Annotated in this window: 4 protein-coding genes and 6 pseudogenes; 3 read left to right on the forward strand and 7 right to left on the reverse strand. The window is 70.7% G+C overall.

The window, feature by feature from the left end:
- From FF86_RS60950 to FF86_RS64495, 6 genes and pseudogenes are all read right to left on the reverse strand, one after another.
- Positions 1–2,914 (reverse strand): polymorphic toxin-type HINT domain-containing protein (locus tag FF86_RS60950; protein WP_255355977.1); only part of this gene is annotated, 2,914 nt, incomplete at both ends.
- A gap of 1 nt (position 2,915) precedes the next feature.
- Positions 2,916–3,093: pseudogene (locus tag FF86_RS60955) on the reverse strand (hypothetical protein); the annotation flags it as partial.
- 1 nt (position 3,094) lies between these two features.
- A pseudogene (locus FF86_RS60960) lies at positions 3,095–6,135 on the reverse strand (RHS repeat domain-containing protein); the annotation flags it as partial.
- Between the two features lie 632 nt (positions 6,136–6,767).
- Positions 6,768–7,701 (reverse strand): annotated as a pseudogene (locus FF86_RS60965) (DUF6531 domain-containing protein); the annotation flags it as partial.
- A gap of 230 nt (positions 7,702–7,931) precedes the next feature.
- Positions 7,932–8,163, reverse strand: a pseudogene (locus FF86_RS60970) (hypothetical protein); the annotation flags it as partial.
- 1 nt (position 8,164) lies between these two features.
- Positions 8,165–9,171: pseudogene (locus tag FF86_RS64495) on the reverse strand (DNRLRE domain-containing protein); the annotation flags it as partial.
- Positions 9,172–11,036: 1,865 nt separating this feature from the next.
- Between FF86_RS64495 and FF86_RS34475 the strand changes: the two are divergent.
- The 3 genes and pseudogenes from FF86_RS34475 to FF86_RS29950 all read left to right on the forward strand — a co-directional run.
- Positions 11,037–11,195, forward strand: a complete 159-nt coding sequence (locus FF86_RS34475; protein ID WP_157867021.1) for a hypothetical protein — start codon at positions 11,037–11,039, stop codon at positions 11,193–11,195.
- Positions 11,192–11,539 (forward strand): aldehyde dehydrogenase family protein (locus tag FF86_RS60980; RefSeq protein ID WP_242419889.1); only part of this gene is annotated, 348 nt, incomplete at its 3' end. The genes FF86_RS34475 and FF86_RS60980, both read left to right, overlap by 4 nt.
- Positions 11,540–11,572: 33 nt before the next feature.
- Positions 11,573–12,661 (forward strand): annotated as a pseudogene (locus FF86_RS29950) (aldehyde dehydrogenase family protein); the annotation flags it as partial.
- A gap of 360 nt (positions 12,662–13,021) precedes the next feature.
- Here FF86_RS29950 and FF86_RS29955 read toward each other — a convergent pair.
- The coding region (locus tag FF86_RS29955; protein ID WP_157867022.1) for an integrase core domain-containing protein at positions 13,022–13,350 on the reverse strand (329 nt) is incomplete at its 5' end.

Genomic DNA, 13,350 nt, shown 5'->3' on the forward strand with positions numbered 1-13,350 from the left:
GTAGGTGTGGAGGGTGTCGACGGTGAGGTTGTAGACGGTCTGGGTCTGGTCGCGGTCGTGGGTGGCGGTGACAGGGACGTCGGCGCCGGTGGGAGTGCGCAGCCGGTCGGCGGAGGTGAGCTGGTCGGCGTCGACCCAGCCGTGGTGGGCATCATCCCAGAACGGATGATGATCGGTCGCAGTGAGGGTTCGTGGACCATCCGCCGTGGCCACGGTGACATCGACAAGATGCTTCAGGCCATGGCCGACGATGACCGCGGTGACGGTGTGAACCTCGGTACGCCCGGTCGTCGGGTCGGTGGCCAGGACCCGGTCACCGACCTTCACCTCCTCAATGCGCTTGCGGGTGCCATCAGCCAGGAGGACCTCGGTGGCACCGTCAAAACTGTTCGGGGTATCGCAGGAGGCGGGCTGGCTGCCGGGGAGATCGCAGTCGTCGTCGCCCGGTCCGCAGATCGGGGTGCCGGTGTAGCCGGCGACCTCGCCGGTGAGGGCGGCGCCCGGGTCGCAGGTGTCGGTGAGTGGGGTGCCGGCGCTGGCGGCGCAGATGCGCCGCGCCGGAGCGGCGCCCAGGCCGCCGTACGGGTCCTCGGTGGCCGCGGCGGCGGCTGCGCCGGCCGCGGCAGCGGGGAGAGCGGCGCCGGTCGGGGTGGGGCGGGCGTCGCCGATGCAGCGCGCGGGCGCCTGGCAGGCCTGGACGATGTACTGCCTGCCAGCGGTCTGGTCGACGGTGTTGCCACCGGCGGTGAGCGGGACAGCGCCGGAGGAGATCGGAGCCGGGTCGGACGAGCGGACCGCGGGAGGCAGAACCGCGTCCGAGTAGCCGTTGTAGAACGTCCCGTGGATCAGCGGCACCGGGGCCGCCTTCGGCGCCGCGGCGGGGGCGGCCGCCCGCGGGGCTGACGTGGTCGCCCGCGCGGGCGCCGCGTACCCGCCTCCGGCCGCCGGCCGAGCGCCGGCCGACGCGCCGCTCCGCACCGCGGTGTTGGCCTGGGTGGCGGTGTTGGCCTGGGCAGTGGTGGCCGACTGGGTGGCGGTGGTCGGCCTGGCGGCGGCCGCGGGTTGCGTGGCCGGCACCGAACCGCTGCCGCTGTGGAGGTCGTCCCAGGCCTTGCCCGCGACGATGACGCCGAGCGTACCGGCCGCGGCGCCGAGCCCGACGCCGACCACGGTGGAGTCCAGGACGGCACCGGTGGCTTCGAGCCCAGCCGCGCCCGCAAGCTCGGCCGCCGGCACCGCGCTGGCGGCCACCACGGCGCCGGCCGCCGCGGCCCCCCCGACGATCGCGGAGGCCGCCAGCGCGGTGGTGTTCTTGATGCTGCTGAAGAAGCTGCGGCCGGTCAGGTCGTTGTAGGCGAGTGGGTTGGCACCGGCGTAGACGTACCGGTTGGCGGACACCGCCGAGGTGAGGGCGAGGTCGGCGCTGTCCCGGGAGATGAAGCTGCCGGTCCCCGGGGTGTACCAGCGGGCCTGCGCGTCCACCTTGCCGCTGGTCGGGTCGGTCCAGGAGCCCTGGTAGCCGATCCGCAGGTTGGCCGAGCCGGTCACGACCGGAGTCCCGAAGGGGTCGTAGGCCCGGTTGTCGGTGAGCCCGGCGCCGTCGGTGGTGAAGGCGCCCACGACGCTGCCGTGGATGTCGGTGGCGGTCGCCCAGTTCCCGGCGGCGGTGCCGGCGCTGATGATGTCGCCGTCCGGGTCGCGGGCGTAGGCGGAGCCGTCGACGCTCGGCTCGCGGTCGAGGCCGTCGTAGATGAGCCGCGAGGTGCCGTTGCGGACGGCGGCCCGGTCCAGCCCGTCGTAGGCGAAGGTGGTCGTCGCGCCACCGGCCGTGTCGGAGACGAGCCGGTCGAACGCGTCGAACACGGTCGTGGTCGTCGTCGCCCCGGCGACCCGTGTGCTCAGCGTCCCGCGGGCGGTGTAGCCGTAGGTCGCCGAGCCGTCGGAGAGCAGCCGGTTCCGTTCGTCGAACGACGCGGTGGCGGCGTTGACCGCGGTGCGGTTCCCCGCGGCATCCCAGCCGTAGGTGGTGGTGACGTTGGCCGGGTCGGTCCAGGCGGTGAGCCGGTCGGAGCGGTCGTAGCCGTAGGTCTGGGTCCCGGCGCCGGCGACGCCCGCCGGACCGATCACGGTGGTCAGCGGGTTGTCGTTGTTGTCGTAGGTGTAGGTCTGCGAGCGCAGCGTGCCGCCCGGGCCGGTCAGCGTGTCGGCGGTGGTGCGGCCCAGGCCGTCGTAGCCGAAGCTGCGCACGGCCCCGCCACTGCCGTAGGCGACGGAGGTGAGCTGGCGGGCGTCGTCGTAGCTGAGGGTGCGGGTCCCGCCGGTGGCGGCGGCGCCGACGGAGGTCAGGTCGCCGCGGGCGTTGTAGTGGAAGTCCGAGTAGCTGCCGGGGTCGGCCCGCCGGGTCATCCGGCCGTTCTGGTCGTACTCGAAGGAGGAGCCCCCACCGTCACCCGAGGCGCTGGTGACCAGGCCACGGTCGTCGTAGCCGAAGGACTGCGAGCCGCGGGGGTGGTCGATCCCGGTGAGCTGGCCGACCAGGTCGTAGTGCAACGTCCGGGCGGCCGCCGCCGCGCCGCCGCCGGAGCCGGACTCGGCGGTGAGGCGACCGAGCTCGTCGAAGGTCCGGGTCCGGGTGACCCCGCCCGGCTCGACCAGGCCGACGGGCAGCCCGCCGGCGTCGTAGGAGGTCTGCCAGGTGCGGTCGGCGAGGTTCGGGTAGGCGGTGGTGGACGGTTCGATCGTCTTCTCGGGTAGGCCGAGGCTGTTGTAGGTGGTGACGGTGACGTTGCCGCGTCCGTCGGTCAGCCGGGTCGCGTTGCCGGCGGCGTCGTAGCCGAGGGTGGTGGTGGTCGTCGTGGTGGCGGTGACAGGTTCGACGAGGGTGCGGACCCGGTCGAGGGCGTCGTAGGTGCGGNTGGTGGTCCAGCCGTCGAAGTCGGTGGCCGAGGTCGGGTTGCCGGCCGCGTCGTAGCCGGTGGAAGCGGCTCGAAGCTGGGTGTTGGTCGGGGAGAACTGCGCGGCGGTGGTCGGCCGGCCGGCCCGGTCGTAGGTGATCCGGATGCTGCGGCCGAGCGGGTCGGTGACGGTCGCCGGNCGGCCGGCGAGGTCGTAGGCGTGGTGGGTGAGCTTGCCGAGTTCGTCGTGCTCGTCGACGAGGGCCCCGGTGGCGTCGTAGCTGCCGGTCCACATCGCGCCGGAGGGGATGTTCGCCGGGGTCAGGATCCTGGTGACGTCACCGGCGTCGTCGTGGTCGGTGTAGGTGGTGAAGGTCGCGGCCGGGGTGCGCTCGGTGCGGGTGGTGGCCCAGACCCGGTCGTGGTCGTCGTAGGCGTAGAAGGTCCACACGCCGTTCGCGTCGACGAGGGACGTCGGGTTCGAGGCGTCGTCGTAGACGATCCGGCTGACCCCGGCGGCGCCCGCGCCCGTGGCCTGCGGCTCGGTGACGGCGACCGGCCGGTTCAGCGCGTCGTAGACCGTGGTGGTCGTCTGCCCGCGGGTGTCGACATGGGTGAGGGGGTTGCCGTTGTGGTCGTAGGTCCAGGACTCGACCGGCGTGATCGCCGATCCGCCGGGCGGCGTGTAGGACGGATGGGTGGCCTGGGTGGGCCGGCCGAGGGCGTCGTAGGCGGTGGTGGTGACCTGCCCGCGCGGGTCGCGCCGCTGGGTGATCTCCCCGAAGGTGTCGTAGCCGAGATCCGCGGCCGGACGCTGCGCGGCGGGCGCTCCCCCGTTCTCCTCCACCGGCACCGACGGCGCCTTGACCTGGGTGATCGCGCCGGCGGCGTTGACCGTGGCGTTGCTGACGTAGGCCGCGTCGGGGGCGCCGCCGGCCACGTAGCCGCGGGGGTCCGCGCCGCCGGTGACGAATCCGCGCTGGTCGCGCTGGTAGGTGGTGACGAACGTGGTGGTGCCGTCGCCGAACAGGGTCTGCGACGTCAGCCGGGAGGCGTTGTCGTAGCCGAAGTCGGTGCGCTCGGTCGCGGACGTGCCGGCCGCGCCGGACACCGCCGAGGTGACGTCGTCGTTCGCGTCGTAGGTGTAGTCGACGGTGCGGGCGAGCCCGGCCGGGTCGACGGTGCTGCGGGTCAGTCGGCCGGCGGCGTCGTAGGTGCCGGTGACGGTCGCCCGGCCACCGCCCGTGGTCAGGGAGTTCGGGTTGCCCGCGCCGTCGTAGGAACGGTCGACCAGGACGATGTCCCGGGCGTTCGCGCTCGACAGCGTGCCGGTGGCCAGGTCCGGTGGCCGGTAGCCGACCAGGATGTCCTGGCGGGGCAGGTCGTCGAGCCAGTAGGTGTGCCGCGTCGTGCGGCCCAGCGCGTCGGTGACGGTGGCCAGCCGGTCCGCCGGGTCGTAGGCGCGGGATTCCAGCACGACGTCGCGGGCGGTGGTGTCGGCGACAGGGTCGTCGACGAAGTCCTTGAGGGTCCTCGTCGTGAGCAGATTGTGCGCCGTGTAGGCGTAGGAGGTGACGGCGCCGTTCGGGTCGGTCGACGTCGCCACGTTCCCGTTCGCGTCGAAGGTGACCGCGGTGGTCGCCGCCGCCGGGGTGCCGGCGCCGACGGTCATCGAGGTCTGGCGGTCGTCGCCGTCGTAGGCGTAGGTGGTGGTGCGCGTGCTGTCCCCGCCGGTGGAGTCGGAGACCGCCGTCTGGGTGGGGCTGCCGTTGAGGTCGTAGCTGGTGGTCGTCACCCGGGTGTGCGTCGTACCGGTGATCGGGTTGGCCACGCCGGGCTCGGTGGCGGTGAGGACGTGGGAGAGCTTGTCGTAGGTGTAGGTGGTGGTCAGCCCAGCCGGGAAGGTGTCCGAGGTCTCCTTCGAGGTGAGCTCACGGCCCAGTTCGTCGTAGGTGTAGTCGCGGACCAGCCCGGCCGGATCGGTGCCCTGGCGCAGATCCCCCTTGCTGTCGTAGGCGTAGGTCGTCGTCTTCCCGCGGGCGTCGGTGGACGACGCGAGCAGGCCGCGCGGCTCGGTACCGCCGCCGACGGCCGTCTCCGTGCCGACCGTGAAGGCCGCACTCGTCGTCCGCCCCGCGGGGAAGTCGGGGGTGGCCGGGGTTCGGGTCCCGGTCAGGTCCCCGGCGGCGTCGTAGGTGTAGGTGGTCTTGTAGGTGTCATCCGTCGGCGCGGCCGAGCGCGCGTCGCGGACCGCGGTGACCAGGTCGTTGCGGGAGTCGCCGGGGGCACCGAGGAAGTAGTCGTAGTACTCGGTGTTCGGCCACAGGGTGCCGTTCAGGTTGAGCCGGACCGTCGTGCGGGCCCGGACGTTGCCGCGGTCGTCGGTCTGCAGCATGAGGACGTTGCCGTTCTCGTCCGTCACCTGGGACAGGAAGCCGCGGTTGTTGTAGGTGAACCGGCGGTCCCCGGTGGCGTCCCGGTGCGAGATGAGCTGGCCCTGGGCCGAGTACTCCCAGTCCTCGTCATGACCGCGCGGGTCGGTGATCCGCACGATCGTGGTGGGGCTGGTGGACAGGACGCCGTAGGTCGTGCGGTGGCCGAGGCCGTCCTCCCGCCAGGCCACCGTCCCGTCGGCGTTGTAGCCGATCTTCGTCTCGATGTTGCCGCGGGGCAGGGTGATCTGCGCGAGCTTGCCGTTCGCGGCGTAGGAGTAGGTGGTCGGCGTCGAGGTGTGCGGGGCGGTGACCGTGGTCAGGCCGCTGCCGGTGTAGCCGTAGGACCAGGTCAGCGGTCCGCCATGGGCCGCGACGGAGGCGGTCGAGACCGAGGCGACGTGGTTGCCGTCGCCGGTCCAGGTGAAGGTCAGCGACCGGCTCGTCGTCGCGTTGGTCACCGACGTCAGCCGGGAGTTGCCGTCGTAACCGAGCTGGAGTGCCCGGCCGGCCGCGTCGGTGATCCCGGTGAGGCGGCCGTCCGAACGGAAGGAGTAGTGGGCGCCGTTCTTCTCGCTCAGAACGGTCGCAGCGGTGGCGGTGAGGTCGTCGATGCGCCCGGCGCCGGTCCCGTCGGCGTACGGGCCGGCGCGGCTGCCGTAGAAGACGGCCGGGTCCTTCGCGGACAGGATCTGCGTGCCGTTGCGCAGCACACTGATCGAGGGACCGTTGGTGAGGATCGTGAGGGTGTCCGTGGCGGTGCAGCACAGCCCGGCCGCGTCGGCGACGGTGGTATCCACCCCGTCCACCCGCTTGATCANCCGCCAGGTGTTCGCCGACGGCAGCGCGACGAGCCGCCAGTAGTTGTTCGCGTCGGCGACCCGGAAGGCCAGCCCGGTGCCCTGCTGCGCGACGGGCTCCGTGAAGCTGATCGAACCGTCGGCGGCGGCGCCGATGGTGGCCAGGTTGTGCCCGGTGGCGCCGGAGGCCAGGTAGGCCGCGTTGCCGCTGGTACCCCAGGTGCCGGCGAGGTTGACCCAGTGCTCGCCGTCGTCGGTCGAGCCGAGCCCGGTGGTCGAGTCCGGGTTGGTGAAGGTGTCGCGGTGGGCGTCCGCGGTGATCAGCAGCGAGTCGATCCGGCCGGAGCCGGTGCCCTGGGCGTAGAGACCGGCTGACGTCGCGGTCGAGAACTGGCTGTCGCTGGTGGTCGCGACGACCCGGTCGTTACGCAGGATGGACAGCAGGCCGCCGGACATGCTGATGCCGTAGGTGTCGGTGGTGGCGCAGCAGGCGTCGGACGCGGTGAGCACCGTCGTCTCCCAGCCACCGACCCGTTTCGCCACCACCACGGAGTTCGACGACGGGTTGATGTACAGCAACCACATGTTGTCGATGTCCTGGACCCGGAAGGCGATGCCGATCCGGTCCTGCAGGACGGGGNCGGTGAAGCGGATCGTGCCGTCCGACGGCGCCGGAATGACCGCGACGCTACGGAACCAGCCCCCGGCGGTCGCCAGATAGGCGGCATTGTCGGACAGGCCCCAGACGCCGTCGAGGACTTGCCAGTTCTCGCCGGAATCGGTGTTTCCCAGGGAGGTGGCGGAGTTCGCCCCGGTGAAGGAGGCCACCCGCGGCGCCGGCGCCTGCAGGAACGAGTAATAACCGCGCGGCGACTGGTAGGAGCCATCGCTGTTGCGACCGAACCGGGCCAGTCGCCCGTCCGGATAACGAATCTGGACGTTGCCCTGACCGGCGGAATCCGGGACGGCCGTCATGTCGTAGTCGGAGGTCCAACCGGTCCCGAACAGCCCGTCCGCGGTACTCATGCTGTTGTAGGTGCGGGCCACGCTCTGCCCCGGCCCGGTGCCGTCCAGCGAGGCGTCGGTGACGGTCGACGCGTAGTTCTGGGTCAGCGGGTGCACCCCGCCGACCGCGGGGACGTAGGCGTCGCGCCCGAGGTCCGACTGGGTCGGGGGCTGGTCGACGACGGGGCTGAGCGCGAGTGGCGACGTCCACAGGCTCTGGTTCGCGCCGTCGCTCACCTGACCACGCCAGTAGTAGATCTGGTCCCAGTTCAGCGCCCCGGCGGGGGGCAGCCAGGTGTTCGACGCCTGCGAGCCGGACGTCCAGCAGGCGCCGGAGTTCGCGTCGGTCCCGGTGCAGAGCTGGAACGAGTAGCTCAGCGGGCTCGGGCCGTTGTCCGGGTCGACCGCGGTCAGGCGCAGTGGCGGCCGCACGCTGGCGACCTCCGAGCCGGACAGCGGGGACACGTCGCTGATGTACGGCGACTGGTTCGCCGGGTTCGACAGGATCAGCGTCGTCGCGTACTCGGGAATCCCCTGGTCGGAGAACCAGGACGTGCCGGCCTCCTCCATGTCCCAGCGGATCGTGTAAGTGCCGGGAGAAAGGCCGGCCAGGCTGACGGCGGCGGGCAGGTCGATCGTCTGGCCCGAACTGACCGACGTGGGAAGGTCGGTCTGGACACCCTGGTGAATCACCTCGGTGGTGTTCGCGGCGTCGTAGATGTGGTACGAGAGTTTGTAGTTGCTGTTCGCNGGCCACAGGGCCTGACCGGTGTTCTGCAACCGGACGGTGATCTGCCCCNGCGTGGTCGTGGTCGGCTGGGTGGTCCAGGTCGGGTTCCCCGACGGATAGGAGTAGGTCACCCCGTACGGGGTCCACGCCAGTTCCAGGCGCGGCCGGTAGTCCGAGTCCGGGGTCGCCGGGTTGCACCAGCAGTCGTCGGAGAAGAACTCCTTGTACCACTGGCCGTCCGTGTCCGACGTGACCACGGCGAGGCCGAAGTTCGCGTTCGCGTCGTGCGTCCAGGTGTTCACNAGGTTCGTCAGCCGCGGGTCGCCGTCCCCGATGAACTCCCAGGACGCGCCGCAGGCGGACAGCGAGTCATCGTGCGCGAAGGACTTCTGCGCGACCTCCTCGCCGATCGTGGCGCCGGGCCACGTCATGTTGCCGCCGTACCAGGGGATGGTGACCCGGCGCAGGCTCACCGGATGCGGCGTGCAGCCGCTTGCGGAAAGCCGGTTGACCATTTTCACGTGGGCGTTGGTGACCGTCGCGTTCGTCAGCGAGGACTGGCCCGGGAAGCTGAGGTAGCCACGCACCACGTCGGAGCCCACGACGCCGGACTTGATGACGAGTTCGGAGGCGTAGTTGGTGCTGGGATGGGCTGAGGAGACGTAGGTGTCGTCGGCCCCGGCGATCAGGGTGGACACGTTCGGGTCCACCCGGACGGGATAGACCCGGTCCTTCGCCGCCAGCCAGTCCTTGTCCAGGTCGACCTGGAGCGCCTGCTGGCCGCCCGGCAGCGTCACGAGGCTGTAGGCAACCCCGTCCGACGATGCCCGGAACCCCTGCGGAGACGTCCGGCGGGAGTCCTCCATGGACCCCGGCGGAATGACCGCCCGCACCTCACCGCTGCTGTCCGAAAGCAGCACCCGCCGCCCGTCGACCTTCGCCGTCAGGCCGGTGAGCGTCAGCGGGTACGTCCACGTCGTCGGGGCCTGCGCCGAGTGGAGAACCAGCACCTCCTTGAGCCCGTCGGCGGTCGGCCCCAGTTCGAGGTCGGCCGCGTCCCGCACCCCGGCGTACGTCGCCTTCGACCCGTCGACCGTGGCCTGCGCACCCTGCGCCTGCGCGATCCCGAACGCGAACGAGGTGTCCGCGTCGAGCTGGAGCTTCCCGAGCTGGGCGTCGTCGGCGCGCGGCGCGACCTCGGTCGTCGCCCGGGCGGACCGGGCGTGCAGCCGTCCCCGGTCGCCCGACACCAGGGCGGTGTCAATGCCAACCCAGGTGCCCTTGGCGTCCTTGAAGCGGTCGGAACCCATCGTCGTCTCGGCGGTGAACGTCCCGTCCGGGNTGTGGAACACCTCCCGGGACTCGGTGCGCAGGCTCGGTACCTCGACCCGACCCGCCTGCGGCTTCAGTTCCCGGCCCGACTCACGCGCCGGGGCCGTCGTCGCGGAGTCGCCGAATCGGGCGGTGGTCACCGCCTCGGGCGCCGCGGCCGCTCCGGCTGTTCCGGCGGCTCCGGTGGCTCCCGCAGCCGCACCCGCGGCCCTGGGGCTGCCACCGACGGGAGTCCCCGCCCCGGCCGCCGGCTTCTGCGAGACGAACGGTTTCACCGTCCGGCTCGCGGCCGGCGTCGTCGGCACCGTCCCGGCCAACGGCGGGACGATCTCTCGCAGCTTCGCGGGATCCGGCGCCGCCACCGACTGCGTCGCGCTGGTCGGGACCGCCGCGTCCCGGCCGGCGGCGCTGCCCGACGAGCTCTCCGGCAGCTTCGTGTCGCGGAAGGGGTTCACGTCCGCGATCGGGCGAAGGTCCGGGCTCTGGACCCGGTTCACGACCGTGACGGCCGTCAGCACGACGGCGACGACCAGCCCCAGGGCGATCAGGCCGCGGCGGAGTCGAGAGGTTCGCCGGCGACGGGGACGGAATCCGGGGGTGGGCGCAGGGGCGGGGAGGTGCCGGCCAGACATGACTGCTCCGAAGATCCGTGGGACGCGAAGACCTTGCGTGACGACCCACCGCGACCGGTACTCCGGGCATCAGGGAAGACGGCAGGTGACCCGCGTGTGAAGGCGCGCGGCGGCGAGAGAGAAGAGAACAGCGAAAGCCGGCGGCCGGGATCAGCGCGGGCCGATAACCTGCCCACCGCCGGGGGCGAACGGCGGGCAGCGCGTCGAGGGTGGCGGGAAAAGGGGCTGTCAGCCGGGGCGCCGGGGGCCCGCCCGCCGCCCGAGGTGGTCGGCCCAGAACCCGGACCGCGCCATTTCACCCGACCTCACGAGAGGGTAGGCGGCCTGCTCCCAGGCGATGGCCGGAACTGGCCGGCAGGCACTGAAAAGAAACCCGCCAGCAGCTGTGGGCCGCAGCCGCTGATGGAATGCAAAGACGGCTGGAGATGCCTGCATCACATCAGCTCCATCCACTGGGGCAGGAAACAAGGAACCGGTACGGGCGCAGCCCCCGAGGGGAACGGAGGCCGCGCCAGATCACCAAAGATGACGGCCGGCGAATCGGAAGGCAATGAAAATGTCTTCGTTGTCGGTCTGTTGTCTTCACATTCCGTAGCAACCTTCGACCGGATACGGAGGCATGACCCGGAGGCGGCCGCCCCGACACTCGGCGTTCTTCGCTAAACAGACATATAGCTCAGATCCGCCAGCAAGACAGGACACGTTCCGCCACGGATATGACGTGCACCACACAGTGGGGTGTTACCTGGCTGCAACACAGGCCGGGATGTGGTCCCANACAGGCCGCGATCCGGACCGTCCAGGGTTCCGTCAAGTCTGGAAGCCCGGAAAGAAACGCCTGACAGAAGCCATGATCATGACTGCTGGAGTCGATCCGAACCCCGTTCCCCCGACCGCTGATCATGCTCTTTGGACCGGGCTGCCCGCCTCGGCGTGCCGTGCCTGCGCACCGCAGCCCTCCGACTGGTACTCGGTCGTCTCCGCGACCGACCTTCTTCCTCGCCGGTCCTCTGCTCGGACCCGCGGCGCTACCCCGCGGCCAGTTCGGCGGCCGGACGGGCGCGATCACCTCGGCGTCGGCGCTGCTGCACGCNCGAACACTTGTTCAGTGCGGTTAATGGTGGTTTGACGATAAATCGGGATGCTGTGACGATCGACACACTTCGCCGCCCCCGATCCGAGGGCGGCGGCGGCTCAGAAGGGTGCGCCGAGTGACCACACGCGTCGTCGTCTGCCATACCGAAGGAGTCGGATCGCACGCCGTCCGGCTGTTGTCGGCCGAGTCCCAGGACGTCACCGGAACGCAGCTCACCGTCGACGGGGGCGCGGCGGGTCAGCAGCCCGCCCTTACCGCCACGGTCTCTTCATGATCATCCGGGAGCAGTTATACGTCGGCGGCCGCTGGGTGGACAGCGACTCCACCGAGACCCTGACGGCGATCAACCCCGCGACCGAACAGGTCGTGGGGGTGGTGCCCCAGGCGTCCGCGGGAGACGTCACCCGGGCGATCATGGCCGCGCGCGAGGCGTTCGACGACGGCCCGTGGCCCAGAATGAAGCCGTTCGAGCGGTCCCGCGTACTGATGCGGATGGCCGAGGTCATGCGGCGGCGTCAGGCCGAGCTCGTCGACCTCGACGTCACCGAGGTGGGTCGAGCTCGGACGCTCTCCGAGTCGGTCTTCGTCGACGTGCCGATCGAGCATTTCGAGGACATGNCCGAGCGGGTGCTGCTCTCGTTCGAGTTCGANGAGCCGATGCTGCCCTACGAGACCCCGCTCGGCGTAGGCCAGGGCGTCGTGCGCCGCGAGCCCTACGGCGTGGCTTCGATCATCACGCCGTACAACGCGCCGTTCTTCCTGGCCGCGTTCAAGCTCGCACCGGCGTTGGCCGCCGGGTGCACGACCGTGCTCATGCCCTCGCCCTACACCCCCCTGTCGGCGTTCCTGGTCGCGGAGATCGCCGAGGAGGCGGGTCTGCCACCGGGAGTGCTCAACGTCGTCACCGGCACACCGGCGGCCGGTGAGCTGCTCACCTCGCACCCGGCGGTGGACATCGTCAGTTTCACCGGCTCCGACACGGTCGGCCGCAGGATCGTGAAACAGGCGGCGGACACACTCAAGAAGGTCGTGCTCGAACTGGGCGGCAAGTCGGCGAACATCGTCTGCGAAGACGCCGACCTGACCAAGGTGATTCCCGACGTCGTCATGAACTTCACGGTGAACTGCGGTCAGGGCTGTTCGATGCTGACCCGGACCCTCGTGCACGAATCGATCCACGACGACCTCGTCGCGGGTCTGAAGGAGGCCATGGACCACGTCAGGATCGGCGACCCGGCCGACCCGACGGTGACCATGGGCCCGCTGATCAGCGCCGCGCAGCGGGACAAGGTGGAGACGCTCATCCGCGCCGGCCTCGACGAAGGAGCGCAGCTCGCCTACGGCGGCGGCCGCCCAGCCCACCTGACGAAGGGCTTCTTCGTCGAACCGACCGTGTTCGTCGGGGTCGAGAACTCGATGACGATCGCGCAGCGCGAGTTCTTCGGGCCGGTCACCGTCGTCATCCCGTTCCGAGACGACGACGAGGCCGTCCGGCTGGCGAACGACAGCGACTTCGGACTCGGTGGCGGAGTCTGGTCAGGTGATCCGGCGCGGGCCTACCGCATCGGGGGCCGGATCCGCGCAGGCATGGTGTCCCTCAACGGCGGCACCGGCGGACTCAGCCCACACGGACCCTTCGGCGGCTACAAGGCCAGCGGGATCGGCCGCGAATGGGGCAAGTGGGGACTGTCCGAGTTCCTGCAGCACAAGTCGCTGGTGTGGCCGATGGCGTCGGGCTAGGGCTGGCGAGCACGGGNCACCGGCCGGCGGTCAACCCCGACCACCTCCGAAGAATTTTCACCGACCTCGTCGAAGACGCGGGCCTGTCCCCCGTTCGCATGCACGACCTTCGTCACGTCGCTGCCACCTACGCTTCGCGGCCGGCGGCGGCCTGAAAGCCGTCCAAGCCCTCCTCGGCCACACCTCCAACACCATCCACCACCGACACCCACGTTCTGCCCGAGCCCACCGCCGCCATCACCGAGAACATCGCCGNCCTCATCCCCCGCACCTGCCGCCCCCACTCTCGAACCGCTTAATCTGCCAGATCCTGAGGTGCTGCCCGTTTCACGGACACGCGATAGTTGGACTATATCAGCTTTACGCCGCCTCCGGTATTGATGTCTGACTCGTCAGGTAGAGATGTTCGACGTGTTCCGGAGTGTGGTAGCCGAGGGTGGAGTGGAGTCGCTGCCGGTTGTAGAAGACTTCGATGTACTCGGCGATCGCACTGCGGGCGGCGCGGCGGGTGGGGGAGATTTCTCGGTAGACGAGTTCATTTTTGAGTGTGCCGAAGAAGGATTCGGCGGCGGCGTTGTCCCAGCACACTCCGGTGGCGCCGACGGAGGGTCGCGCGCCGTGCTTGCTCAGGGTTCGATGATAGGCATCGGACGTGTATTGCGCGCCGCGGTCGCTGTGGAAGATCACGT

This window comes from Frankia sp. CpI1-P (assembly GCF_001421075.1).
In the GTDB taxonomy this organism is placed as follows: domain Bacteria; phylum Actinomycetota; class Actinomycetes; order Frankiales; family Frankiaceae; genus Frankia; species Frankia torreyi.